The organism is Streptomyces sp. NPDC090077, from assembly GCF_044747545.1.
Classification (GTDB): domain Bacteria; phylum Actinomycetota; class Actinomycetes; order Streptomycetales; family Streptomycetaceae; genus Streptomyces.
The window spans coordinates 127,305-152,332 of the sequence record NZ_JBIVEG010000011.1 but is presented as its reverse complement, the minus strand read 5'-3'; the positions used below and the strand labels follow the sequence as shown (position 1 = coordinate 152,332).

Here is a 25,028-nt window from a genome sequence, read left to right as displayed (position 1 = left end):
CGGACCCGAACAGCCGACCGCCCGCTGGGAGCGATCCCAGCGGGCGGCGGTGTGCGCGGGGCGCACGGACCGGACGGACCGGACCGATCAGTACGAGGAGATCCCGGCCGGAACCGAAGCGGCCACGGCGGCGGACAGACCGACGAGCATGCTCGCGTCCGTGGCGTGCTCCTCGTCGATCCACACCTCCGTGTAGGCCAGCCGGCCCGTGGTGGTGAACCGCAGGCCGCCCTCGGAGGGCTTCTCCACCAGCCAGCCGACGCCGTTGACCTCGACGCCGTCCGCCTTGGGATCGGCCACCTTGGGGGGCCTGGGGATACCGCACCGCAGTACGATCGCCGAGCCGCCCCACGCGGCGGTCAGGTCCGTCTCCGGTTCGGTGACGGACCGGGTCAGCCCCGACACCGTCTCCGGGAGCTCCCTGTGCAGCGCCGCACAGAGCTGCGCGACACCGGCGGGCGGCGGTGGAGGCGGCGTCACCCGGGCTTCGGAGGCCCCGGGGGCGCAGCCCGCCAGGGCCACGACCGCCACCAGGGCGGGCGGGGCCAGTAGACGGAGGGGCCGGTGGTGCGAAGACATCACCGGCCAAGACTAGACGGGGGCTACAGATGGACCACCGGGCAGGTCAGGGTGCGGGTGATCCCCTCCACCTGCTGCACCTTGGCGACCACCATGCGGCCGAGATCGTCGACGGTGTCGGCCTGGGCGCGCACGATCACGTCGTACGGCCCCGTCACGTCCTCGGCCTGGATCACCCCCGCGATCTTGGAGATGGACTCGGCGACGACCGACGCCTTGCCCACCTCGGTCTGGATGAGGATGTACGCCTGTACCACGGAACCTCCAGGGCGGCCACGAGGATCATTTCCCCTAACCTTCGGATGGGCCCGGGGAGATCGGGCGGGCCCGGGGAAGAAGGGACGCCACGGTACCGCGTCGCCGCGTGCCACGGGGAGACCCGGGGGCCCGGCGCCACGCACAGCGGGGCGTACGCAGAGCAGAAGTTGACGTATCTGTTGACGGTACCCAGAGCTGTGACGGCTCGCGACCGCAAGCGGACTTGCCAAGAAGGGGCACAGCGATGAAGGGCACTGTGGGCGAGCTGGGGGAGTTCGGGCTCATTCGGGAGCTCACCTCACGGCTCACCACCACCCCGGCGGTCCGGCTCGGACCCGGGGACGACGCCGCGGTGGTGTCGGCCCCCGACCGGCGGGTCGTGGCGAGCACGGACATCCTGCTCGAAGGCAGGCACTTCCGCCGCGACTGGTCCACCGCCTACGACGTCGGCCGCAAGGCCGCCGCCCAGAACCTGGCCGACATCGCCGCCATGGGCGCCGTGCCCACCGCGCTGCTGCTCGGCCTCGTCGTCCCGGCCGAGCTGCCGGTCACCTGGCCCACCGAACTGATGGACGGCATCCGCGACGAATGCCAGGTCGCCGGCGCCGCCGTGGTCGGCGGGGACGTCGTGCGCGGCGACACCATCACCGTCTCCATCACCGCCCTCGGGGACCTGCGCAACCACGAGCCCGTGCTGCGCTCCGGCGCCCAGCCCGGGGACGTCGTCGCCGTCACCGGCTGGCTCGGCTGGTCCGCGGCCGGCTTCGCGGTGCTCTCGCGCGGCTTCCGCTCCCCGCGGGCGTTCGTCGAGGCCCACCGCCGCCCCGAGCCGCCCTACCACGCCGGCCCCGCGGCCGCCGGGCTCGGCGCCACCGCCATGACGGACGTCAGCGACGGCCTGATCGCCGACCTCGGGCACATCGCCGAGGCCAGCAAGGTCCGCATCGACCTCCGCTCGGGCGCCGTGGACATCCCGACCCAGATGCACGACATCGGCCAGGCCGTCGGCGTCGACCCGCTCCAGTGGGTGCTCACCGGGGGAGAGGACCACGCCATCGTGGCCACCTTCCCGCCCGACGTGAAGCTCCCGGCCCGCTGGAAGGTCATCGGGTCGGTGCAGCACCGCTCCGCCCTGCCCCAGGTGACCGTGGACGGCGCCCCGTGGACCAGCACCGGAGGCTGGGACCACTTCGGCGCCGACCCGGCCGAAGGGGAGACCGCGTGAGCGTCGCCGGGGCCGCCCCGCCGCTCTGCCTGACCGTCGCCGGATCCGACTCCGGCGGCGGTGCGGGCATCCAGGCCGACCTCAAGACCATGCTGGCCCTCGGGGTGCACGGCATGAGCGTGCTCACCGCCGTGACCGCCCAGAACTCGCTCGGCGTGAAGGGGGCCTGGGAGCTGCCCGCCGAGGCCGTCACGGCCCAGTACCGGGCCGTGGTGGACGACATCGGCGTGCACGCCGTCAAGACCGGGATGCTGTCCTCCGCCGTACTCGTCGAGACGGTGGCCGAGCTGCTGGCCGGCACCCCCGCCCCGGCCGTGGTGGACCCCGTCGGGGTCTCCAAGCACGGGGACGCGCTCCTCGCCGCCTCGGCACTGGACGCCGTACGGCAGGAACTGCTGCCCAGGGCCACGGTCGCCACCCCGAACCTCGACGAGGTGGCCCAGCTCACCGGGCTGGCCGTCGAGACCGAGGACGACATGCGGCGGGCCGCCGACGCGGTCCTCGGCTACGGGCCCCGCTGGGCGCTGATCAAGGGCGGCCACCTCGCGGCCCACCGCGAGCAGGCCGTGGACCTGCTGAGCGACGGCTCCCGGGAGCTGTGGCTGCGCGCGCCCCGGCACGACAACCGGCACACCCACGGCACCGGGTGCACGCTCGCCAGCGCGATCGCCGCGGGCCTGGCCAAGGGCCTGGACGTGCCGCAGGCCGTCACGGCCGCCAAGGAGTACGTCACCGGCGCCATCGCGGCCGGCTTCGCCCTCGGCGGCGGCATCGGCCCGGTGGACCACGCCTGGCAGTGGCGCTGACACGACTGAGGACCACCCCTCAACGGTCAAGGGGTGGTCCTCAGTCGTCCTCAATGGCCCCCGGACAAGGCAAAAGGCCGGTTCACCAGAGGTGAACCGGCCTTCTTGGCAACCGGAAAGGGCTGCGCTACGACGACGGGAGGCGTCAGCGCGAGACCTTGCCGGCCTTGATGCACGAGGTGCAGGCGTTGAGGCGCTTCGGCGTCCCATTGACCACGGCACGGACGCGCTGGATGTTCGGGTTCCAGCGACGCGAGGTGCGGCGGTGCGAGTGGGAGATGTTGTTGCCGAAGCTCGGCCCCTTGGCGCAAACGTCGCAGTTGGCAGCCACAGGTCACTCCAAGACTTCAGATGCAATTACGGTGGAGTCCGGCGCACCGGAATCAGAGATCTGAAGTGGCTTGCCGAACGAATGGCCCGACTCTCGACGGGCAACCTGAGCAGCATACAACGACTGCTTGGGTCCGAGAAAACTACCATGACGGGGCCCGGCTCCGCCCCGGGGCCCCCGACCGGAGGCCCCCCTTCGTTACCCTGCGGTGAACCCTGGCCCGCACAAGGAGGAACGCCCGGTGGCGCACGAGCCTGGCCCGCACACCCTCGACGCCGAAGCGGTGCGCACCTGGAGCTCGCTGGCCCTGGCCGCACTGGGCCGGGCCCGCGAGGACATCGACGCGATCAACGTCTACCCGGTCGCGGACGCCGACACCGGAACCAACCTCTACCTCACCGCCGAGGCCGCCGACCGCGCCCTCGACGAGTCCCTCGCGGGCGTGACGGACCCCACAGCCGGCCCCGCCTCCCTCGCCGAGGCCGTACGGGCCTACGCGCACGGCGCCCTCATAGGCGCCCGGGGCAACTCCGGGACCATCCTCGCCCAGCTGCTGCGCGGAGTCGCCGACGTCCTCGGAGCCGAGGACGCCGACCCCGCCGACCCCGCCGGCGGCGCCCCCGGACCACTGCTCGCGCGGGCCCTGACACGGGCCGCCGAGGAGGCCTACCGAGCCGTCGCCCACCCGGTCGAGGGCACCATGCTCACCGTCGCCGGAGCCGCCGCCCGGGCCGGTGCCGCCGCCGGGACCGCGGCCGCCACCGCCGCCGATGTCGCCCGCGCCGCCTACGACGGGGCCCGCGCCGCCCTCGCCGAGACCACCGGCCAGCTCCCCGCACTCGGGAAGGCCGGAGTGGTCGACGCCGGGGGCTGCGGACTGGTCGCCGTACTCGGAGCCCTGTGGCAGGCGCTGTCCGGCCAGGAACCCGCCGCCGAACCGGTGCGCGGCCCCGCCGTCCCGCTGCCCGTACCGCTGGACCCCGAGCCCTGCGGACAGGAGCAGGGCGGCCCCGCGTACGAGGTGGTCTACCTGCTGGAGGCCTCCGACGAGGCCGTCGCGGGCCTCCGCTGCGGCCTCGACCTGCTCGGCGACTCCCTGGTGGTGGTCGGCGGCGACGGCCTGTGGAACGTCCACGTGCACGTCGACGACCCCGGCGCCGCCGTCGAGGCCGGGGTCGAGGCCGGCCGGCCGCACCGGATCCGGATCACGCACTTCGGCGACCAGCGCCGCCGCGCGGCCGCCCCCCGGGCGCAGCGCGCCGTGGTGGCCGTCGTCCCGGGCGAGGGGCTGGCCGCCCTGTGCGGAGAGGCCGGCGCCACCACCGTCCTGGCCCGCCCCGGGGAGCAGCCCGCCGCCGCCGAACTCCTCGACGCCGTCCGCCGGGCCCACGCCCGCGAGGTGGTCCTGCTGCCCGGCGGGCCCGAGCTGCGCGCCGCCGCCGCGGCCGCCGCCGAACAGGCCCGTGCCGAGGGCGTACGGGTCGCCGTGATCCCCACCCGCTCCGCGGTCCAGGGCCTGGCCGCCCTCGCCGTGCACGATCCGGAGGGCAGCTTCGACGAGGACGTCGTCGCCATGACCGCGGCCGCCGGCGCCACCCGCTACGGGGAACTGGCCGTCGCCGAGAGCGAGTCCTTCACCTCCGCCGGCATCTGCCAGGCCGGGGACGTCCTCGGCCTCATCGACGGGGACGTCGCCGTCATCGGCGCGGGCCTGCCCGAGACCGCCGAGGCCGTCCTGGAGCGGATGCTCGGCTCCGGCGGCGAACTGGTCACCCTCGTGCTGGGACCCGAGGTCCCCGACACCCTGGCCGCGCGCCTGGAGGCGTACGTCCAGCACGGGCACCTCGCCGTCGACACCGTCACCTACCGCGGCGGACGCTGGTCGGCGCCCCTGCTCATCGGAGTCGAATAGCCGGCTTGTCAGCGCGATGGTGTGCAATGGAACACGTGCCCGCGCTCGACGAAGACCTCAAGAAGACCCTCGGCCCCGCCACCGCCAAGGTGCTGGCCGAGCAGCTCGGCCTGCACACGGCCCTGGACCTGCTCCACCACTACCCCCGGCGGTACGCCGAGCGCGGTGAGCTGACCTCGCTGGCCGACCTCGCCGACCAGCTCGACGAGCACGTCACCGTCGTCGCCCAGGTCGCCGACGCCCGCCTGCTGACGTACCAGGGCGGCCGCGGCGGCGGGAAGCGCCTCGAAGTCACCATCACCGACGGCAGCGGCCGCCTCCAGCTGGTCTTCTTCGGCGCGGGCGTCCACAAGCCGCACAAGGAGCTGCTGCCCGGCAGCCGTGCCATGTTCGCCGGCAAGGTCTCCCGCTTCAACCACAAGCTCCAGCTCGCGCACCCGGCGTACGAGCCCCTCGGCGGGGACGCCTCCGACCGGGACGCCGCCACCGCCTTCGCCAACCAGCTGATCCCGATCTACCCGGCCTGCGCCAAACTGGAGTCCTGGAAGATCGCCAAGTGCGTGGACGCGGTCCTGCCCCGCGCCCAGGACGCCGTGGACCCGCTCCCGCCCGCCCTGCGCGAGGGCCGCGGACTGGTCCCGCTCACCGAGGCCCTCCTCAAGATCCACCGGCCCGCGACCAAGGCCGACATCGAGGACGCCCGCCAGCGCCTGAAGTGGGATGAGGCCTTCGTCCTCCAGGTCGCCCTGGCCCGCCGCAGGCACGCCGACTCCCAGCTCCCGGCCGTCGCCCGCCGCGCCACCCCCGGAGGTCTGCTCGACTCCTTCGACGCCAAGCTGCCCTTCACCCTCACCGAAGGCCAGCAGACCGTCTCCAAGGAGATCTTCGACGACCTGGCCACCAGCCACCCCATGCACCGCCTGCTCCAGGGCGAAGTCGGTTCGGGAAAGACGATGGTGGCCCTGCGGGCCATGCTCGCCGTCGTCGACTCCGGCGGGCAGGCGGCCATGCTCGCGCCCACCGAGGTGCTCGCCCAGCAGCACCACCGGTCGATCACCGAGATGATGGGCGAGCTCGCCGAGGGAGGCATGCTCGGCGGTTCCGACCAGGGCACCAAGGTGGTCCTGCTCACCGGCTCCATGGGCACCGCCGCCCGCCGCCAGGCCCTGCTCGACCTGGTCACCGGCGAGGCCGGCGTCGTCATCGGCACCCACGCCCTGATCGAGGACAAGGTCCAGTTCCACGACCTCGGCCTGGTCGTCGTCGACGAACAGCACCGCTTCGGCGTGGAACAGCGCGACGCCCTGCGCTCCAAGGGGAAGCAGCCCCCGCACCTGCTCGTCATGACCGCCACCCCGATCCCGCGCACCGTCGCCATGACCGTCTTCGGCGACCTGGAGACCTCCGTCCTCGACCAGCTGCCCGCCGGCCGCTCGCCGATCGCCACCCACGTGGTGCCCGCCAAGGACAAGCCGCACTTCCTCACCCGCGCCTGGGAGCGGGTCCGCGAAGAGGTGGAGAACGGCCACCAGGCGTACGTGGTCTGTCCCCGGATCGGCGACGGCGAGGACGACCCGAAGAACAAGAAGAAGGCCTCCGCCGAGGACGAGGCCGAGAAGCGGCCGCCGCTCGCCGTGCTGGAGATCGCCGAACAGCTCACCCGGGGCCCCCTCGCCGGCCTGTCCGTCGAAGTCCTCCACGGCCGGATGGACCCCGCCGACAAGGACGACGTCATGCGCCGCTTCGCCGCCGGCGAGGTCAAGGTGCTGGTCGCCACCACCGTCATCGAGGTCGGCGTGAACGTCCCCAACTCCACCGTCATGGTGATCATGGACGCGGACCGCTTCGGCGTCTCCCAGCTCCACCAGCTGCGCGGCCGCGTCGGCCGCGGCTCCGCACCGGGCCTGTGCCTGCTGGTCAGCGAGATGCACGAGGCCAGCCCCGCCCGCGCCCGGCTCGCCGCCGTCGCCGCCACACTCGACGGCTTCGAACTGTCCCGGATCGACCTGGAACAGCGCCGCGAGGGCGACGTCCTCGGCCAGGCCCAGTCCGGCGTCCGCTCCTCGCTGCGCATGCTTGCCGTCATCGAGGACGAGGAGGTCATCGCCCAGGCCCGGGAGGAGGCCGCCCGCGTCGTCGCCGCGGACCCCGAGCTGGAGCACCTGCCGGGGCTGCGCACCGCGCTGGACGCCCTGCTGGACGCCGAGCGGGAGCAGTACCTGGAGAAGGGCTGAGGCGCACGACCTATCGTTGGAGGCCAGAACGGAGGCCAGGGCCTCCCCCCACCGCCCCAGAGAAGGACCCCAGATGACCCGCGTGATCGCCGGCACGGCCGGCGGGCGGCGGCTGGCCGTGCCGCCCGGCACCGGCACCCGCCCGACCTCCGACCGGATGCGCGAAGGGCTCTTCTCCACCTGGGAGTCCCTGCACGGCGTGGACGGCTCCCGCGTGCTCGACCTCTACGGAGGCTCCGGCGCCGTCGGGCTGGAGGCCCTCTCCCGGGGCGCCGCCCACACCCTGCTGGTCGAGGCCGACGCCAAGGCCGCCAAGGCCATCCGGGACAACATCAAGGCCCTGGGCCTGCCCGGCGCCGAGTTCCGGGCCGGGAAGGCCGAGCAGATCGTGGCCGGCGCCGCCTCCGGGGACCCGTACGACGTCGTCTTCCTGGACCCGCCGTACGCCGTGGAGCACGCCGATCTTGGCGAGATCCTCCTCACACTCCGCGCCAATGGCTGGCTCACCGACGATGCGCTCGTCACCGTGGAGCGCAGCACGAGGAGCGGTCCGTTCCCGTGGCCGGAGGGGTTCGAGCCGCTGCGTTCGCGCAAGTACGGCGAAGGCACCCTTTGGTACGGTCGCGCCGCCTCCACCAGCGAAGACTCATGAACGAGGGAGCTCAGTTGCGCCGCGCGGTCTGTCCGGGATCCTTCGACCCCATCCACAACGGGCACCTCGACATCATCGGACGTGCCTCCCGGCTGTACGACGTCGTGCACGTCGCCGTGATGATCAACCAGTCGAAGAAGGGCCTGTTCACCGTCGAGGAGCGGATCGAACTGATCCGCGAGGCGACGGCGGACTACGGCAATGTCCAGGTCGAGTCCTTCCACGGGCTCCTCGTCGACTACTGCAAGCAGCGCGACATCCCGGCCATCGTCAAGGGGCTGCGCGCCGTCAGCGACTTCGACTACGAGCTCCAGATGGCCCAGATGAACATGGGCCTGTCGGGCGTCGAGACCCTGTTCGTACCGACCATCCCCACCTACAGCTTCCTGTCGTCCTCCCTGGTCAAGGAGGTCGCCACCTGGGGCGGCGACGTCGCCCACCTGCTGCCCGCGCACGTCCACGCGGCACTGGTCGAACGGCTGCGCGCCAAGTGACCCGGCGCCGGACGGGCTGAGCTCCGCCGGTCCGTCCCGCGCGCCCGGCCGGGGGCCCTACAGTCGTCCCGTCAGTCCTAGGCCGAGAGAGCGCGAGCCCCCCATGGACGTACAGAAGAAGCTGGACGAGATCGTCGCGGCCGTGGGCGGCGCCCGCACCATGCCGATGTCGGCCTCCTGCGTGATCAACCGCGCGGAACTCCTCGCCCGGCTCGAAGACGTACGGGGGGCCCTGCCCGGCTCGCTCGCCCAGGCGCAGGAGCTCATCGGCGGGCGCGAGCAGATGGTCGAGGAGGCCCGCCGGGAGGCCGAGCGCATCATCGAGTCCGCCCACGCCCAGCGGGGCACCCTGATCTCCGACACCGAGATCGCCCGCCGCTCGCAGGACGAGGCGGACCGGATCCTGGCCGAGGCCCGCCGGGAGGCCGCCGAGATCCGGGCCGAGGCCGACGAGTACGTCGACAGCAAGCTCGCCAACTTCGAGGTCGTCCTCACCAAGACCATCGGCTCGGTGGACCGCGGCCGCGAGAAGCTGCTCGGCCTCGGACCCGGCACGGACGCACGGGGCCACGACGACAGCGGCGCCCCCGAGCCCAGCCCCGACCCGCACACCCGGCGCGAACAGGCCGACGCGTACGTCGACCAGAAGCTCGCCACCTTCGAGGCGGTGCTCTCCAAGACCCTGGAGGCCGTCGGGCGGGGCCGCCAGAAGCTCCTGGGCCGGGTGGCCGAGGACGGCCTCGGTGCGCACATGGCCGCCCAGGACGCCGCCGGGGCGCAGGGGGCCCGCCCGTCGAGCGACGCGGAGTTCCTGGCCGGCCTGGCGGACCCGGGGCCCGCACCGCTGCCGGTTCCCGCCCAGCCGGAGCCGGCGTACGACGCCTACGCCGCCGCGTACCCCGCGCAGCCGGCCCCGCACCCCCAGCAGGACGGCTACGCGTACCAGGCCGCCTACGCGGGCTACCCGCAGCAGCCGGACCCGTACGCCGGCTACCAGCAGCAGCCGGACCCGTACGCCTTCTACCAGCAGCCGCAGCAGCCGCAGCAGCCCCAGCACCGCCGGCAGCCGGCGCTCGACGAGACCAGCTTCTTCGACACGGGCATGATCGACCTGGACCGGCTGCGCCAGTACGGAGAGGGGCGCTGAGCCCGGATTGGGCTCAGAGCGAAGCGCCGGGTATCCTGGCTCTTCGGTCGCGCGTATGCGTCGCGATCCATGCTGCCCGTGAGCGGCGGATTTTTTGATCTTCAGCGATCTTCGAAAGCAGGAACGGCCCTGAACACCCGCCTCGACCACCGCAACCCCCTCGTGTTCGACACGCACGAGCTGGGCCGGCGTCCTGGTGCCATGTTGCGGCTGTCCCGCGAGATCCCGGCGCCGGCGGACTTCGGTCTCGTCGACGTCATCGGAGTGCCGGAAGGCGCCCCGCTGAAGCTCAACCTCCGCCTCGAGTCGGTCATGGAAGGGGTGCTTGTCACAGGCACCGTCCGTGCATCGGCGACGGGGGAGTGCGTAAGGTGTCTGGAGACCGTCGAGCGCGAGCTCAAGGCGGACTTCCAGGAGATGTTCTCGTACCCTGACGCCGACGACCGGGGCCGCCCCAAGGCGGAGCCGGCCGACGACGCCGAGGACGACGAGGACATGCTCTTCCTCGAGGACGGCTTGTTCGACCTCGAACCCGTGCTGCGCGATGTGGTGGTGCTCGCACTGCCCATGCAGCCGGTGTGCCGGGAGGACTGTCTCGGACTGTGCCCCGATTGCGGGCTCGGCCTGAACGACGACCCGGAGCACCACCACGACGCCGTCGACATCCGTTGGGCGGCTTTGCAGGGACTCGTCACCGATCAGGTCGATGAGAAGGACAACATGAGCGGCACTGCGTCTGACGGAGTTCAGAGCGCCGCCGAGAAGCAGGAGAAGTAGCCGTGGCTGTTCCGAAGCGGAAGATGTCGCGCAGCAACACGCGCCACCGCCGGTCGCAGTGGAAGGCTGCGGTCCCCACCCTGGTTTCGTGTGAGCGTTGCCAGGAGCCGAAGCTCCAGCACATTGCGTGCCCGAGCTGCGGCACCTACAACAAGCGCCAGGTCCTCGAGGTCTGAGCGGCTGGTGAGAGGCGCAATGTCTGAGCTGTCCAACGCTGAGAAGCAGGCAGACAGTAACAACGCGGCCTCGTCCCACACGCTTCTGGAAGGGCGGCTCGGGTATCAACTCGAGTCCGCCCTTCTGGTGCGTGCGCTGACCCACCGTTCGTACGCGTACGAGAACGGCGGTCTGCCCACCAACGAACGCCTGGAGTTCCTCGGGGACTCCGTGCTCGGCCTGGTGGTCACGGACACGCTGTACACGACCCACCCCGACCTGCCGGAAGGCCAGCTGGCCAAACTCCGGGCCGCGGTGGTCAACTCTCGTGCGCTGGCGGAGGTCGGGCGCGGCCTCGAACTCGGCTCCTTCATCCGGCTCGGCCGGGGCGAAGAGGGCACGGGCGGCCGGGACAAGGCCTCCATCCTTGCCGACACCCTTGAAGCGGTGATCGGCGCGGTCTATCTCGACAAGGGCCTCGACGCGGCCTCGGAGCTGGTCCACCGGCTCTTCGACCCGCTCATCGAGAAGTCCTCCAACCTCGGTGCCGGCCTGGACTGGAAGACCAGTCTCCAGGAGCTCACGGCGGCCGAGGGCCTCGGTGTACCGGAATACCTGGTCACCGAGACGGGACCGGACCACGAGAAGACCTTCACAGCTGCCGCCCGCGTCGGTGGTGTCTCGTACGGCACCGGTACCGGCCGCAGCAAGAAGGAAGCGGAGCAGCAGGCCGCCGAGTCCGCATGGCGCGGTATCCGCGCCGCCGCGGACGAGCGCAAGGCGGCGGAAGCCGCTGCGGCCGCGCCGGCACAGGGCGACGGGGCGCCGACGCCCGCCGACCCGGCGCCGGACGCCTGAGCGCTTCCTTCCACGGTTCCCCGTCGCACCCCGGTGCGGCGGGGTTTCCTGTTCGACGCCGCCCCCCTCCAGGAGGAACCCATGCCCGAGCTGCCCGAGGTGGAAGTCGTACGGCGCGGCCTGGAGCGCTGGGTGGCCGGGCGGACCGTCGAGACGGTGGAGGTGCTCCACCCCCGGGCCGTACGCAGGCACCCGGCGGGCGGTGCCGACTTCGCGGCGCGCCTGGCGGGCCGGACCATCGGTCTGCCCCGGCGGCGCGGGAAGTACCTGTGGCTCCCGCTGGAAGGGCACGACCTGTCCGTCCTCGGCCACCTCGGGATGAGCGGGCAGCTGCTGGTGCAGCCGGCCGACGCCCCCGACGAGAAGCACCTGCGGATCCGGCTGCGCTTCGCCGACGACACGGACACCGAACTGCGCTTCGTCGACCAGCGCACCTTCGGGGGGCTCTCGCTGCACGAGACCGTTCCCGGCAGCGACGAGGGGCTCCCGGACGTGATCGCGCACATCGCCCGCGACCCGCTGGACCCCCTCTTCGACGAAGGGGCCTACCACCTGGCGCTGCGCGCGAAGCGCACCACCGTCAAGCGGGCACTGCTGGACCAGTCCCTGATCAGCGGGGTCGGCAACATCTACGCCGACGAGGCCCTGTGGCGCGCGAAGCTGCACTACGAGCGCCCCACCGCCACCCTCACCCGCCCCCGGAGCGCGGAACTCCTCACCCACGTGCGCGAGGTCATGAACGCCGCGCTCGCCGTCGGCGGGACCAGCTTCGACAGCCTGTACGTCAACGTGAACGGCGAGTCCGGCTACTTCGACCGGTCGCTCGACGCCTACGGGCGCGAGGGCGAGCCCTGCCGCCGCTGCGGCACCCCGATGCGGCGGCGGGCGTGGATGAACCGGTCCAGCTACTTCTGCCCGCGCTGTCAGCGGCCGCCGCGCGCCGCGTCGTAGGCGTCCCGGGAGACGAGCACCTCGTCCATGCTCCCCTCCAGCAGGTGGATCAGGGCGAGCAGGCGCTCGGCGACCTCGCGCCCCAGGGGCGTCAGTTCGTAGTCCACGCGCGGCGGGTTGGTCGGCTGCGCCTCGCGCAGCACGATGCCGTCGCGCTCCAGGGCGTGCAGGGTCTGGGAGAGCATCTTCTCGCTCACGCCGTCGACACGGCGGCGCAGCTCGTTGAACCGGCACGGGCCCTCGCGCAGCGCGCCCACGGTGAGGCTGCCCCACCGGCCCGTGACGTGTTCCAGGGTTTCCCGCGAGGGGCAGGCGCGCGCGAAGACGTCGAACGGCAGGTCGGCCGGGATCGCTTCGGTACAGGCAGGGTTCTCCATGGAGCAAGCGTACTCCCGGGCAGCGCTATCCGTCTGCTTGCGCTTTCCAAAAGTTAGTGCTTACCTTTCCTCAGCGCAGCTTTGCGCCCCGGTCGCACTGCGGCGCCCCACGCTCTCGAGGAGAACAGCCATGTCCGCGAACACCCCCGCCCCCGTCGTCTCCATCGCCTACCACTCCGGCTACGGGCACACCGCCGTCGTCGCCGAGGCCGTCCGGGCCGGCGCCGCCGACACGGGCGCCACGGTCCACCTGATCAAGGTCGACGAGATCACCGACGCCGAGTGGGCGCTGCTCGACGGGTCGGACGCGATCGTCTTCGGCTCGCCGACCTACATGGGCACCGCCTCGGGCGCCTTCCACGTCTTCGCCGAGGCCACCTCGAAGCGCTGGTTCGGCGACGTCTGGCAGGACAAGGTCGCCGCGGGCTTCACCAACTCCGCCTCCAAGGCCGGGGACAAGCTGAACACCCTGCAGTACTTCCAGATGCTGGCCTCGCAGCACGGCATGAGCTGGGTCAACCTGGGTCTGAAGCCGGGCTGGAACTCCACCGCCGGCACCGAGTTCGACCTCAACCGCCTCGGCTTCTCCTCCGGCGCGGCGGCCCAGACCAACTCCGACGAGGGCCCGGAGGGCGTCCACAAGGCCGACATCGCCACCGCCGAGCACCTGGGCCGGCGCGTCGCCGAGCACACCCGCGTGCTCGTCGCGGGCCGCGCGGCCCTGGCCGCGGCCGCGGTCTGAGCCTCCGCCCCACGCGCGAACGGCGGACCACCCGAGGGTGGTCCGCCGTTCGCGCGTGTACGTGCCGGGTCCGTCAGAAGCCGAAGTCCTGGGTCCACCAGGGGCCGCCGGAGCCGAGGTAGACGCCGACGCCGAGGGTGCGGAATTCGCAGTTGAGGATGTTCGCCTTGTGGCCGGGGCTGTTCATCCAGGCCTGCATCACGGACTTCGCGTCACCCTGGCCGCGCGCGATGTTCTCGCCGCCCATGCCGGAGATCCCCGCGTTCTGGGCCCGCTGCCAGGGGGAGTTCCCGTCCGGGTCGGTGTGGTCGAAGAAGCCCCGGACGGCCATGTCCTTGCTGAACGCGGCGGCCAGCGCCGCGAGCGGGGGGTTGGCCCGGACCGGCACGCACCCGGCCTGGGCACGCTCCTGGTTCACGAGCGCGAGCACTTCGGCCTCCTCGGCGGACTGCCCGTCGGTGGCTGTCGGGGCGGCCGTCGGGGCGGCCGGCCGGGGGGCCGCGGGCGGCTTCGGAGCGGCCGGCTTCGGGGCGGCGCTCTGCTCCGGGGCCTTCGTCGGGGCCGCGGAGGACGGGGAGGCCGAGGGCGAGCCGGAGGGGGAGGGCGATCCGGAGGGGGAGGGGGACGCCGTCGGGGAGGGCGGGGCCGAGGGCGTGCCGGAGGAGGCGGTGGCCTGCGGGGCGGCGGCGGAAGCCCGGCCCGACAGGTTGGCCAGGCCGTTCGGCTGCTCCACCGGCTTGCGGGAGGCGGCGGCGGAGGGCTCGGCGCGGGCCTCGGTCTTCTCCCCGGCGCCCGTGCCGACGTACGGGAAGGAGCTGCCGACCGGGACGTACCCGGTCGTCACGGCCGCCGTACCGAGGGCCACGGCCACGGACGCGCCGAGCAGCCCGGTGCGCACGGCGGTGCGCTTGGCGCCGCGCCGAGGTGCGGCGTGGAGTCGGTGGCGTCCCATGGGTGCCGTGCCTTCCCTTTGCAAGATCAACGTTTGCTCACCCGAAAGGGTGAGTCATTGGTGGGGGACTGTAGTCCATGAGGCAAGGGGGGCGATGAGCTCCGGAACCGTTTGCCCGGTTAGCGTTCATGCATGGATGAAGACGTGCGCATGACCGCCTGGGTGCGCGGCCGTGTACAGGGAGTGGGCTTCCGCTGGTTCACCAGGGCCAATGCGCTGGAGATCGGAGGGATGGCCGGCTTCGCGCTCAACCTCGACGACGGCCGAGTGCAGGTGGTGGCGGAAGGTCAACGTGAGAATTGCCACCGGCTCCTGGAGTGGCTCCGCTCTGCCGACACGCCCGGACGGGTGGACGGGGTGACAGAGATCTGGGGCACACCGCGCGGTGGCTACGACGGCTTCGAGATCCGGTGACCGATCGACCGATCATGGACTGATCGGATCCACGGAACGCCCGCACCCGGTCGGATCTGCGCATTCACCGACGACACGTTGCCGGGGCGGCCGATCCGTGGAAGGCTCGGAGACGAGCTTGATCCCTCCGCCCGCTGCGCGGACCGGGCCGCCCGCCGATACGGGGCGTGATCGTGTTGACCGTCAAACTTTTTGGTGAGACGCTGGAAGCCCCGCGCACCTGAGCTGTTTGGCAGTGGAGGCACTAGTAAACGCAGTGACTGACTGTCGCTGCCGGACATCCGCGGGTGCGATTCCCTCACGACCCACACCGCTTCGGTCGGTCACTCAGTGTGGAGGACCATCCATCATGGCAAAGGCGCTTCTCGGTTACGTCGGCGGTTCCGACCCGCGACTCCTCGCCGAGATGCGACGGCTTCAGCAGCGCGTCCAGGACCTCGAGTCCGAGCTCGGACGGATCCAGTCCGAGAACGACGCCCTGACGGCGGCCGCCGCTCAGCACGGAGACTCGCTGCTCGACAGCATCGAGATCGACGTACCCCAGGCGGAGCCTGCGCTCACCTGATCAACGCTCACTCGTCGTTCGACTCCAGCCCCGAATGATATGCAAGGGACGCCTCGGCGTCCCTTCTTTCATTCCGTCCGCACGGCGCCCGCGGATCGCGCGTTGGGCCAGGTGGGGGGCTGATTCCTTTAACGTCTGAAGTGCCCTGCACCTTCATGGGTGAAACCGAACGTGAAAGGTAGAGTCCGGCGGCGTGCACCTCAAGTCCCTGACCCTGCGTGGCTTCAAGTCCTTCGCCTCCGCCACCACCCTGCGCTTCGAACCGGGGATCACCTGCGTCGTCGGACCCAACGGATCCGGCAAGTCCAACGTGGTGGACGCGCTGTCCTGGGTCATGGGGGAACAGGGAGCCAAATCCCTGCGCGGCGGGAAGATGGAGGACGTCATCTTCGCGGGCACCACGGGACGCCCGCCGCTGGGACGGGCCGAGGTCTCCCTCACCATCGACAACTCCGACGGCGCACTGCCCATCGACTACGCCGAGGTCACCATCACGCGGATCATGTTCCGCGGTGGCAGCAGCGAATACCAGATCAACGGTGACACCTGCCGGCTCCTCGACATCCAGGAGCTGCTCTCCGACTCCGGCATCGGCCGCGAGATGCACGTCATCGTCGGCCAGGGACAGCTCGACTCCGTCCTGCACGCCGACCCGACCGGCCGCCGCGCCTTCATCGAGGAGGCCGCGGGCGTACTGAAGCACCGCAAGCGCAAGGAGAAGGCGCTCCGCAAACTCGACGCGATGCAGGCCAACCTCGCGCGGGTGCAGGACCTGGCCGACGAACTGCGCCGCCAGCTCAAGCCCCTGGGCCGGCAGGCCGCGGTGGCCCGCCGGGCCGCCGTGATCCAGGCCGACCTGCGCGACGCGAAGCTGCGCCTGCTCGCCGACGACCTGGTGGAGCTGCGGAGCGCGCTCGACGCGGAGATCGCCGACGAGGCCGCCCTCAAGGAGCGCAAGGAGTCCGCGGAGCGGGACCTCGCGGACGCGCTGCGCCGCGAAGCGGACCTGGAGGAATCGGTACGCCGCCTCGCGCCGCGGCTCCGGCGGACCCAGCAGACCTGGTACGAGCTCTCGCAGCTCGCCGAGCGCGTGCGCGGGACCGCCTCGCTGGCCGAGGCCCGGGTCAAGAGCGCGTCCGCGCCGGTGGAGGAGGAGCGGCGCGGCCGCGATCCCGAGGAGATGGAGCGGGAGGCCGCGCGGATCCGGGAGCAGGAGGCGGAGCTGACCGCCGCGCTGGAGGCGGCCGAACGGGCCCTGGAGGACACCGCCGAGCACCGGGCCGGGCTGGAGCGGGCCCTGGCCGAGGAGGAGCGCCGGCTGCGGGACGCCGCGCGGGCCATCGCCGACCGGCGCGAGGAGCTGGCCCGGCTGACCGGGCGGCTGGGGGCGGCCCGGTCGCGGGCGGGCGCGGCGCAGGCGGAGATCGAGCGGCTGGTGGCGGCCCGGGACGAGGCAGAGGCCCGGGCGGTGGCGGCCCGGGAGGAGTACGAGGAACTGGCCGGGGAGGTCGGCGGGCTCGAGGACCCTTCGGTGGAGGGGGAGTACGAGGCGGCGAAGGCCGCGCTGACCGGGGCGGAGGCCGCGCTCGGCGCCGCCCGGGAGGCGCTCGGTGCGGCGGAACGGTCCCGCGCGGCGGTGTCGGCGCGGCGGGAGGCGCTCGCGCTGGGGCTGCGGCGCAAGGACGGGACCGGGGCGCTGCTCGCGGTGCGGGAGCGGCTGGCGGGGGTGCTGGGTCCTGCGGCGGAGCGGGTGTCGGTGGTCCCGGGGTACGAGGTCGCGGTGGCCGCCGCGCTGGGCTCCGCCGCGAACGCGGTGGCCGTCGCCTCGGCGGGGGCCGCGGCCGGGGCCATCCGGCACCTGCGGGATGCCGATGCGGGGCGGGCCGCGTTCCTGGTCGTGCCGCCGGCTGCCGCCGTGATCCCGGGGCAGGGTCCCGTGGCCCCGGGCGGGGCCGGCCTGCCCGGGCAGGACCGGGGCCCGGAAGCCTCCCCCCACCCCGCCCCTTCCCGTAACCGGGGCTCCGCCCCGGACCCCGCGCCTCAATCGCCGGCGGGGCTGGATAGGCGGGGCTCCGTCCCGGACCCCGCGCCTCAATCGCCGGCGGGGCTGGAGGTGCGGGGCTCCGTCCCGGACCCCGGGCCTCGAACGTCGGCGGGGTTGGAGGGTGTGTCGGGTGGGGCGGGAGTGGCCGTCGAGGTGCCGTACCCGGCGGCGGCTTCGCTCGTCCGCGGGGACGAGGAGGTGCGGCGGGCCGTCGCGTGGGTGCTGCGGGAGCACGTCGTGGTCGGGACCCTGGAGGAGGCCGAGGCGGTCGTCGCCGCGCGGCCGGACCTGGTCGCGGTGACGGCCGACGGGGACGTGCTCGGCGCCCATCTGGCGTACGGGGGCTCCGCCGGAGCCCCCAGCCTGATCGAGGTCCAGGCCGCCGTCGACGAGGCGGCGGCGGAACTGGAGCGGCTGGATGGCGAGTGCGGGGAGCTGGCCGGGGCGAAGGAGGAGGCCCAGCGCCGCCGCACCGAGGCGGCGGCCCGCACCGAGGAGCTGGCGGAGCGTCGGCGGGCCGGGGAGCGGGCCCGGGCCGGTGCCGCCCAGCAGCTCGGCCGGCTCGCCGGGCAGGCGAAGGGCGCCCAGGGCGAGGCCGAGCGCAGCGCCCGGGCGGCGGAGACCGCCCAGGAGGCGCTGGAGCGCGCGCGGGTCGAGGTGGAGGAGTGCGCGGAGCGGCTCGCGGTCGCGGAGGAGATGCCGCTGGCGGAGGAGCCCGACACCTCGGCCCGGGACCGGCTCTCCGCCGACGGGGCGAACGCGCGGCAGACCGAGATGGAGGCCCGCCTCCAGCTGCGTACGCACGAGGAGCGGGTGAAGGGCCTGGCCGGGCGGGCGGACGCGCTCGACCGGGGCGCCCGGGCCGAGCGCGAGGCCCGGACCCGGGCGGAGCGGCGCCGGCAGCGCCGGCGGTACGAGGCCGAGGTGGGCCGGGCCGTCGCCGACGGGGCCCGGCAGCTGCTGGCGCACCTGGAGGTGTCGATCGGCCGGGCGGAGCTGGAGCGTTCGGCCGCCGAGCACGCCAAGGGGCTGCGCGAGCAGGAACTCGGCGAGGCCCGCGGCCGGGGCCGCGACCTCAAGGGCGAACTCGACAAGCTGACCGACTCGGTGCACCGGGGCGAGGTGCTCGGCGCCGAGAAGCGGCTGCGGATCGAGCAGCTGGAGGAGCGGGCGCTGGAGGAGCTGGGCGTGGAGCCCGCCGCCCTGGTGGCGGAGTACGGACCCGACCAGCCGGTCCCGCCGTCCCCGCCGGCCGAGGGCGAGGTCCTCCCGGAGGACCCGGACCACCCGCGCAACCGGCCCGGTCCCTTCGACCGGGCCCGGCAGGAGAAGCGGCTCAGGGCGGCCGAACGGGCGTACCAGCAGCTGGGCAAGGTCAACCCGCTGGCGCTGGAGGAGTTCGCGGCGCTGGAGGAGCGCCACCGGTTCCTGAGCGAGCAGCTGGGGGACCTGCGGAAGACCCGTGCAGACCTCCTTCAAGTGGTGAAGGAGGTGGACCAGCGGGTCGAACAGGTCTTCACCGAGGCCTACCGGGACACGGCCCGGGAGTTCGAGGGGGTGTTCTCGCGGCTGTTCCCCGGCGGCGAGGGCCGTCTCGTCCTCACCGACCCGGAGGACATGCTGACCACGGGCGTGGACGTCGAGGCCCGTCCGCCGGGCAAGAAGGTCAAGCGGCTGTCGCTGCTGTCCGGCGGCGAGCGGTCGCTGACGGCCGTGGCGCTGCTGGTCTCCATCTTCAAGGCGAGGCCCAGCCCGTTCTACGTGATGGACGAGGTGGAGGCGGCGCTCGACGACACCAACCTCCAGCGGCTGATCCGCATCATGGAGGAGCTCCAGGAGAGCTCGCAGCTGATCGTCATCACGCACCAGAAGCGGACGATGGAGGTCGCGGACGCCCTGTACGGGGTCTCGATGCAGGGCGACGGGGTCTCGAAGGTCATCAGCCAGCGGCTCCGCTGAACCGTACTCATTCAAGAAGTGAAATCAAGGCCTGGGGTCTGAACTTAATCCGACCTTCACATCGCCTATTGACTTCAGGAAATGAACACATAGGCTCTGTGCTGCCTCCCGCCTTCCGGTGGTGCCCGATCTTGACCTGTGCGCCACTAGGAGAACGGACAGAACCCCCCACGGAGCACACCTTGACCAGCAGCACTGCGCAGGCACCGGTACCCGGCGGCGGACGCGCGTCCCAGCCCGACCACCTCGGGCACGTCATCTTCATCACCGCGGCCGCCGCCATGGGCGGATTCCTCTTCGGCTACGACAGCTCCGTCATCAACGGCGCCGTCGTCGCCATCCGCGAACGCTTCGACATCGGCTCGGCCGCGCTCGCCCAGGTGATCGCCGCCGCCCTGATCGGCTGCGCGCTCGGCGCCGCCACCGCGGGCCGCCTCGCCGACCGGATCGGCCGCATCCGCTGCATGCAGATCGCCGCCGTCCTCTTCACTGCGAGCGCCATCGGCTCGGCCCTCCCGTTCGCGCTCTGGGACCTCGCGATGTGGCGCGTCATCGGCGGCTTCGGCATCGGCATGGCGTCCGTCATCGGCCCCGCCTACATCGCCGAGGTCTCCCCGCCCGCCTACCGCGGCCGGCTGGCCTCCTTCCAGCAGGCCGCGATCGTCATCGGCATCGCCGTCTCGCAGCTGGTCAACTGGGGCATCCTGAACCTGGCCGACGGCGACCAGCGCGGGACGATCGGCGGACTCGAAGCCTGGCAGTGGATGCTCGGCGTGATGGTGGTCCCGGCCGTGCTCTACGGGCTGATGTCCTTCGTCATCCCGGAGTCGCCCCGCTTCCTGATCTCCGCCGGCCGCACCGCGGAGGCCCGCAAGGTGCTGGCCGAGGTCGAGGGGACCAAGGTCGACCTGGACGCACGCGTCGCCGAGATCGAGACGGCCATGCGCTCCGAGCACAAGTCCACCTTCAAGGACCTGCTCGGCGGCCGCTTCGGCCTGCTGCCCATCGTCTGGATCGGCATCGGCCTCTCGGTCTTCCAGCAGCTCGTCGGCATCAACGTGATCTTCTACTACAGCTCCTCGCTGTGGCAGTCCGTCGGCATCGACCCGACCAGCTCGTTCCTGTACTCCTTCACCACGTCGATCATCAACATCATCGGCACGGTGATCGCGATGATCTTCGTCGACCGGATCGGCCGCAAGCCGCTCGCACTGATCGGCTCGGCGGGCATGGCCGTCTCCCTCGGCCTCTGCGCGTGGGCGTTCTCGTACAAGACCGGCACCGGCGACGACATCTCCATGCCCGACACCCAGGGCACCGTCGCCCTGATCGCCGCACACGCCTTCGTCCTCTTCTTCGCCCTCTCCTGGGGCGTGGTGGTCTGGGTGCTGCTCGGCGAGATGTTCCCCAACCGGATCCGTGCCGCCGCCCTCGGCGTCGCCGCCGCGGCCCAGTGGATCGCCAACTGGGTCGTCACCGTCACCTTCCCGACCCTGTCGGACTGGAACCTGTCCGGCGCCTACGTGATCTACACGGTCTTCGCCCTGCTCTCGATCCCGTTCATCCTCAAGTGGGTGCCGGAGACCAAGGGCAAGGCGTTGGAGGAGATGGGGTAACAACTCCCCGCCACCACCCCCCTCCTCCACGTGCCGCCCCGGCCCGGGCTCAGTCCCGGAGCCGGGGCAGCACCTTTTCGCACAGCAGCCGCAGGCTGCGCCATCCCTCGTCCAGCGGCATCCCGCCGCACAGCGGGTGCAGCACGAGGTTCCCCGCCTCGCCGGCCCCGCGCGCGTACGCCACCGCCTCCTCCGGGGCGAGGATCCGGTAGACCCCCTCGGCCCGCAGCTCCCCGACCGTGCGGGCGCCGGAGCGCACCGCCGAACGGATGTCCTTGGACTGCCAGGAGGCGTACATGCCCGCCTCGTGCAGGAAGTGCTTCCCGTAGAGCGCCCACGCCCGGTCCGGGTCCTCCGAGACGTGCAGGAGCGGGGTCTCCGGTGCGGGCATCATGCAGAAGCCCTCGGTGCCGTACTCCGCGAGCCGCTCGGCGTAGTACGCCTCCAGCTCCGGCAGGTGCGCGCTCGGGAAGAACGGCAGCCCCAGCCGGGCCGCCCGCCGCGCCGCCGCCTTCGAACTCCCGCCCACCAGCAGCATCGGGTGCGGCTGGGTGAAGGGCACCGGCGTCACCTTCACGGTGCGGCCGCGGAACTCGAACGGCTCGCCGGTCCAGGCCTTCAGCAGGGTCTCCAGCAGCTCGTCCTGGAGCCTGCCGCGCCGCCCCCACTCCACCCCGTGCTGCTCGTACTCCTCGGGCCGGTAGCCGATGCCCGCCACGGTCACCAGCCGCCCGCCCCCGATGAGGTCCAGCACGGCGATGTCCTCGGCCACCTTCAGCGGGTCGTGCAGCGGGCCGATGATCGCCGAGACGGTGACCGCGATCCGCCGGGTGGCGCCGAGGACGGCGCCCGCGAACGCGAAGGGGGAGGGCAGCCAGTTGTTGTCGGTGCCGTGGTGCTCCTCCGTCTGGACCGTGTCGATCCCGTGCTCGTCGGCGTACCGGGCCATCTCCACCGCCGCCTGGTAGCGGGCGGCCAGCGTCGCGGGGGTGCCGTCGGGGTCGATCAGGTTGAACCGGGCCACGGTGATGGGCATGGGAAGTCCCCCTTCGCCGGATGCGGACGGTCGGGCGAGGGGGGACGTTAGCTGACGCAGCGTCAGTTGGACAGGGCTCCGGCCCGCTCGGGCTCCGCGGCCCGCTCCGGAGCCGCCGGGGCGGGGGTGCGCGGCAGTACGGCGTACAGCGCGGCGGACACCAGGATGCCGGTCACCCAGCCGAGGCCGTTCTCGCCGATCCAGGTGGCGGCGAACGGCCCGCTGAACCAGTCCACCTTGGTGAACAGCAGCCCGGCCGCCAGGGCGACGCCCCAGGCCGTCATCGCCTGCCAGGCGAAACCGCCCCGGTACCAGTAGGCGCTGGTCGGCGTGGTGTCCAGCAGCGCGGCACCGTCGTAGGACGGGCGGCGCAGCATGTCCACGCCGAAGACGCCGATCCACGCGGAGAACGCCACGGCCAGCAGGGTCAGGAAGGAGATGAACGAGCCGAAGAAGCTGGTCGCGACCACCATCAGCAGGAAGCCGAACACCAGGCTGATGAGGGCGTTCACGCTGACCGCCCAGGCGCGCGGCACCTTGATGCCCAGGGTCTGCGCGGTGAACCCGGCCGAGTACATCGACATCGAGTTGATCAGCAGCATCCCGATCAGGGCGATCAGCAGGTACGGGACCGCGATCCAGGTCGGCAGCAGCTCGCCGATGAAGGACACCGGGTCCTGCGCGCTCGCCAGGTCCGGCGTGCCGACGGCCATCACCGCACCCATCAGCACCATCGGCAGGACCACCACGCCCGCGCCGCCGATCGTCGCGCCGACCACCCCCCTGGAGGAGGCGGTGCGCGGCAGGTACCGCGTGAAGTCCGGGCCGGAGGGCACCCAGCTGATGCCGCCCGCCGCGATGGTGCCGATACCGGCGACCATCATCGCCGTGGACCCGGCGGGCTTGCCGAACACGGCGGACCAGTCGGTGGTGACGAGCAGGTAGCCGAGGACGAGCACGCTGAAGCCGCCGAAGAGGTACGTCGACCACTTCGAGCAGACCCGCAGCGCGTTGATGCCCAGCCCCGAGACCACGAAGGTGCAGCCCACGAAGAAGAGCAGGGTGACGACGATGAGCACGGTGTTGCTCTTCACCCCGAAGAGCAGGTCCAGGACGGTCAGCACGGCGTAGGCGCCGCTGACCGCGTTGATGGTCTCCCAGCCCCAGCGCGCCACCCAGATCAGGGCGCCGGGGAAGAGGTTGCCGCGCTGGCCGAAGACGGCCCGCGACAGCGCCATGCCCGGCGCGCCGCCGCGCTGGCCGGCGAGGGAGATCAGGCCGACCATCCCGTACGACACGACCGGCGCGGCCAGCGCGACGACCAGCACCTGCCAGATGTTGAGCTTGTTGAAGATCACCAGGCCGGCGCCCATGGTGAGCAGCAGCACGCTGATGTTCGCGGCGACCCAGGTGGGGACCAGCTCGCGCACCCGGCCGGTGCGCTCGGAATCCGGGACGGGCTCCAGCCCGCGGGTCTCGGCGGCGTTCTTGCCGGTGGCCTGGGCTGCTGCGGTTCCGGCTGCGGTCTCGGCCGGTATGGCGCCGGTGGCGGGCTCGGCGGGCATGCGGTTGCTCCGTGGGGCGTGCGAGGACGGGAAGTCGTCCATCATCGTAGATTTGCGCGGAATTGCATAAATAGGGGCTTAGGGCCCGGTACGGGCGTCGAGGTCCGGGCTCCGGGGCCGCCGTGGCCGATACTGGGACGGTTATGGAAATCCTCATCCTTGCTGTAGTCATCGCCCTGGTCGCGGTCGGCGCGATCAGCGGGCTCGTGGTCAGCAGCCGCAAGAAGAAGCAGCTGCCCCCCACGGCGCCGCCGAGCACGCCGACCATCACTGCCCCGCCCGCCGAACCGCAGGTGGGGGAGGACTCCGCACCGACGGCCGAAGAGCCGCGCCGGACCATCGAGGAGGTCGTGCTCCCCGAGGCGGAGGCGGCGGCCCCCGAGGCCGAGGCGCCCGTCGCCGAGCCGGAGGCCCCGGCCGCGCCCGAGATCGAGGTGCCCGAGCCCACCGCCGGCCGCCTGGTCCGGCTGCGCGCGCGGCTCGCCCGTTCGCAGAACTCGCTCGGCAAGGGGCTGCTCACGCTCCTCTCGCGCGAGCACCTCGACGAGGACACCTGGGAGGAGATCGAGGAGACCCTCCTCATCGCCGACGTCGGTGTCGCGCCGACGCAGGAGCTGGTCGAGCGCCTCCGCGAGCGGGTCAAGGTGCTCGGCACCCGCACCCCCGCAGAGCTGCGCGCCCTGCTGAAGGAGGAGCTGCTGACCCTGGTCGGCACCGACTTCGACCGCGCCGTGAAGACCGAGAGCGGCACGGACACCCCGGGCGTCGTGATGGTCGTCGGCGTCAACGGCACCGGCAAGACCACCACCACCGGCAAGCTCGCCCGGGTCCTCGTCGCCGACGGCCGCAGCGTGGTCCTCGGCGCCGCCGACACCTTCCGCGCCGCCGCCGCCGACCAGCTCCAGACCTGGGGCGAGCGCGTGGGCGCCCGTACCGTCCGCGGCCCCGAGGGCGGCGACCCGGCCTCCATCGCCTACGACGCGGTCAAGGAGGGCATCGCCGAGGGCGCCGACGTGGTGCTCATCGACACCGCCGGCCGGCTGCACACCAAGACCGGCCTCATGGACGAGCTCGGCAAGGTCAAGCGCGTCGTGGAGAAGCACGGCCCGCTGGACGAGGTCCTGCTGGTCCTGGACGCCACCACCGGCCAGAACGGCCTGACCCAGGCGCGCGTCTTCGCCGAGGTCGTGGACATCACCGGCATCGTGCTCACCAAGCTCGACGGCACCGCCAAGGGCGGCATCGTCGTCGCCGTCCAGCGCGAGCTGGGCGTCCCGGTCAAGCTCGTCGGCCTCGGCGAGGGCCCGGACGACCTGGCCCCCTTCGAGCCGGAGGCGTTCGTGGACGCCCTCATCGGCGACTGAGCCGGCAGCACCCC

General features: G+C 72.5%; 24 protein-coding genes. 17 read left to right on the top strand and 7 right to left on the bottom strand.

The window, feature by feature from the left end:
* Positions 1 to 87: 87 nt before the first annotated feature.
* Together ACIPW5_RS20185 and ACIPW5_RS20180 are read right to left on the bottom strand one after the other, a co-directional pair.
* Entirely contained in the window at positions 88 to 579 is a 492-nt protein-coding gene (locus ACIPW5_RS20185; RefSeq protein WP_401246537.1) for a DUF3515 domain-containing protein, read from the bottom strand.
* A 23-nt stretch (positions 580 to 602) separates the two neighbouring features.
* Positions 603 to 836 (bottom strand): Lrp/AsnC ligand binding domain-containing protein, encoded by a 234-nt coding sequence (locus ACIPW5_RS20180; protein WP_007266792.1) that lies wholly within the window; start codon positions 834 to 836, stop codon positions 603 to 605.
* Positions 837 to 1,081: 245 nt separating this feature from the next.
* Here ACIPW5_RS20180 and ACIPW5_RS20175 point away from each other — a divergent pair, with 245 nt between their 5' ends.
* Together ACIPW5_RS20175 and thiD are read left to right on the top strand one after the other, a co-directional pair.
* A complete protein-coding gene (locus ACIPW5_RS20175) occupies positions 1,082 to 2,062 on the top strand; it encodes a thiamine-phosphate kinase (RefSeq protein ID WP_401246534.1) in 981 nt (326 codons plus the stop codon).
* A complete protein-coding gene (thiD, locus tag ACIPW5_RS20170) occupies positions 2,059 to 2,868 on the top strand; it encodes a bifunctional hydroxymethylpyrimidine kinase/phosphomethylpyrimidine kinase (RefSeq protein ID WP_401246532.1) in 810 nt (269 codons plus the stop codon). The genes ACIPW5_RS20175 and thiD overlap by 4 nt, the downstream gene beginning before the upstream one ends.
* Before the next feature lie 145 nt (positions 2,869 to 3,013).
* Here the strand turns inward: thiD and rpmB are convergent, their stop codons facing one another.
* Positions 3,014 to 3,199 (bottom strand): 50S ribosomal protein L28, encoded by a 186-nt coding sequence (gene rpmB / locus ACIPW5_RS20165; protein WP_007266795.1) that lies wholly within the window; start codon positions 3,197 to 3,199, stop codon positions 3,014 to 3,016.
* A 241-nt stretch (positions 3,200 to 3,440) separates the two neighbouring features.
* On the opposite strand from rpmB, the gene ACIPW5_RS20160 reads away from it, so the two are divergent.
* From ACIPW5_RS20160 to mutM, 9 genes are all read left to right on the top strand, one after another.
* The gene (locus ACIPW5_RS20160) at positions 3,441 to 5,111 is read left to right on the top strand and encodes a DAK2 domain-containing protein (RefSeq protein WP_401246529.1); all 1,671 of its coding nucleotides are present in this window, start codon (positions 3,441 to 3,443) and stop codon (positions 5,109 to 5,111) included.
* A gap of 26 nt (positions 5,112 to 5,137) precedes the next feature.
* Positions 5,138 to 7,345 (top strand): ATP-dependent DNA helicase RecG, encoded by a 2,208-nt coding sequence (recG, locus tag ACIPW5_RS20155; protein WP_401246526.1) that lies wholly within the window; start codon positions 5,138 to 5,140, stop codon positions 7,343 to 7,345.
* A gap of 73 nt (positions 7,346 to 7,418) precedes the next feature.
* Positions 7,419 to 7,997, top strand: coding sequence for a 16S rRNA (guanine(966)-N(2))-methyltransferase RsmD (gene rsmD / locus ACIPW5_RS20150; protein ID WP_401246523.1), 579 nt, complete (start codon positions 7,419 to 7,421; stop codon positions 7,995 to 7,997).
* 14 nt (positions 7,998 to 8,011) lie between these two features.
* The gene (coaD, locus tag ACIPW5_RS20145) at positions 8,012 to 8,491 is read left to right on the top strand and encodes a pantetheine-phosphate adenylyltransferase (protein WP_401246717.1); all 480 of its coding nucleotides are present in this window, start codon (positions 8,012 to 8,014) and stop codon (positions 8,489 to 8,491) included.
* Positions 8,492 to 8,594: 103 nt separating this feature from the next.
* Positions 8,595 to 9,638 carry a DivIVA domain-containing protein gene (locus ACIPW5_RS20140; protein ID WP_401246520.1) on the top strand — a complete coding sequence of 348 codons (1,044 nt, stop codon included), beginning with the start codon at positions 8,595 to 8,597 and terminating at the stop codon, positions 9,636 to 9,638.
* A 69-nt stretch (positions 9,639 to 9,707) separates the two neighbouring features.
* Positions 9,708 to 10,415, top strand: a complete 708-nt coding sequence (locus ACIPW5_RS20135; RefSeq protein ID WP_401246518.1) for a YceD family protein — start codon at positions 9,708 to 9,710, stop codon at positions 10,413 to 10,415.
* Positions 10,416 to 10,417: 2 nt separating this feature from the next.
* Positions 10,418 to 10,591 (top strand): 50S ribosomal protein L32, encoded by a 174-nt coding sequence (gene rpmF / locus ACIPW5_RS20130; protein ID WP_003965982.1) that lies wholly within the window; start codon positions 10,418 to 10,420, stop codon positions 10,589 to 10,591.
* A 19-nt stretch (positions 10,592 to 10,610) separates the two neighbouring features.
* A complete protein-coding gene (gene rnc, locus ACIPW5_RS20125; RefSeq protein ID WP_401246515.1) occupies positions 10,611 to 11,429 on the top strand; it encodes a ribonuclease III in 819 nt (272 codons plus the stop codon).
* Between the two features lie 81 nt (positions 11,430 to 11,510).
* The gene (gene mutM, locus ACIPW5_RS20120) at positions 11,511 to 12,380 is read left to right on the top strand and encodes a bifunctional DNA-formamidopyrimidine glycosylase/DNA-(apurinic or apyrimidinic site) lyase (RefSeq protein ID WP_401246512.1); all 870 of its coding nucleotides are present in this window, start codon (positions 11,511 to 11,513) and stop codon (positions 12,378 to 12,380) included.
* On the opposite strand, the gene ACIPW5_RS20115 is transcribed toward mutM, so the two are convergent.
* Positions 12,353 to 12,757 carry a winged helix-turn-helix transcriptional regulator gene (locus ACIPW5_RS20115; RefSeq protein ID WP_401246510.1) on the bottom strand — a complete coding sequence of 135 codons (405 nt, stop codon included), beginning with the start codon at positions 12,755 to 12,757 and terminating at the stop codon, positions 12,353 to 12,355. The genes mutM and ACIPW5_RS20115 overlap by 28 nt on opposite strands.
* Before the next feature lie 130 nt (positions 12,758 to 12,887).
* Here ACIPW5_RS20115 and ACIPW5_RS20110 point away from each other — a divergent pair, with 130 nt between their 5' ends.
* A complete protein-coding gene (locus ACIPW5_RS20110) occupies positions 12,888 to 13,499 on the top strand; it encodes a flavodoxin family protein (RefSeq protein ID WP_401246507.1) in 612 nt (203 codons plus the stop codon).
* Between the two features lie 73 nt (positions 13,500 to 13,572).
* Here ACIPW5_RS20110 and ACIPW5_RS20105 read toward each other — a convergent pair whose 3' ends face one another.
* Entirely contained in the window at positions 13,573 to 14,451 is an 879-nt protein-coding gene (locus ACIPW5_RS20105) for a CAP domain-containing protein (RefSeq protein ID WP_401246504.1), read from the bottom strand.
* A gap of 132 nt (positions 14,452 to 14,583) precedes the next feature.
* On the opposite strand from ACIPW5_RS20105, the gene ACIPW5_RS20100 reads away from it, so the two are divergent.
* The 4 genes from ACIPW5_RS20100 (at position 14,584) to ACIPW5_RS20085 (ending at position 21,049) form a co-directional block, all read left to right on the top strand.
* Positions 14,584 to 14,865, top strand: a complete 282-nt coding sequence (locus tag ACIPW5_RS20100) for an acylphosphatase (RefSeq protein WP_385771721.1) — start codon at positions 14,584 to 14,586, stop codon at positions 14,863 to 14,865.
* 349 nt (positions 14,866 to 15,214) lie between these two features.
* The gene (locus ACIPW5_RS20095; RefSeq protein WP_362457577.1) at positions 15,215 to 15,430 is read left to right on the top strand and encodes a hypothetical protein; all 216 of its coding nucleotides are present in this window, start codon (positions 15,215 to 15,217) and stop codon (positions 15,428 to 15,430) included.
* Positions 15,431 to 15,623: 193 nt separating this feature from the next.
* Positions 15,624 to 19,433, top strand: a complete 3,810-nt coding sequence (locus tag ACIPW5_RS20090; protein ID WP_401246500.1) for an AAA family ATPase — start codon at positions 15,624 to 15,626, stop codon at positions 19,431 to 19,433.
* A gap of 182 nt (positions 19,434 to 19,615) precedes the next feature.
* Complete coding sequence (locus ACIPW5_RS20085) at positions 19,616 to 21,049, top strand: sugar porter family MFS transporter (protein ID WP_401246497.1); 1,434 nt, start codon at positions 19,616 to 19,618, stop codon at positions 21,047 to 21,049.
* A 49-nt stretch (positions 21,050 to 21,098) separates the two neighbouring features.
* Here ACIPW5_RS20085 and ACIPW5_RS20080 read toward each other — a convergent pair whose 3' ends face one another.
* Both ACIPW5_RS20080 and ACIPW5_RS20075 read right to left on the bottom strand, forming a co-directional pair.
* Complete coding sequence (locus ACIPW5_RS20080) at positions 21,099 to 22,085, bottom strand: LLM class flavin-dependent oxidoreductase (RefSeq protein WP_401246494.1); 987 nt, start codon at positions 22,083 to 22,085, stop codon at positions 21,099 to 21,101.
* Positions 22,086 to 22,147: 62 nt separating this feature from the next.
* Positions 22,148 to 23,650 carry a cytosine permease gene (locus tag ACIPW5_RS20075; RefSeq protein WP_401246491.1) on the bottom strand — a complete coding sequence of 501 codons (1,503 nt, stop codon included), beginning with the start codon at positions 23,648 to 23,650 and terminating at the stop codon, positions 22,148 to 22,150.
* 143 nt (positions 23,651 to 23,793) lie between these two features.
* Here ACIPW5_RS20075 and ftsY point away from each other — a divergent pair, with 143 nt between their 5' ends.
* Entirely contained in the window at positions 23,794 to 25,014 is a 1,221-nt protein-coding gene (gene ftsY / locus ACIPW5_RS20070) for a signal recognition particle-docking protein FtsY (protein ID WP_401246488.1), read from the top strand.
* Positions 25,015 to 25,028: the final 14 nt, after the last annotated feature.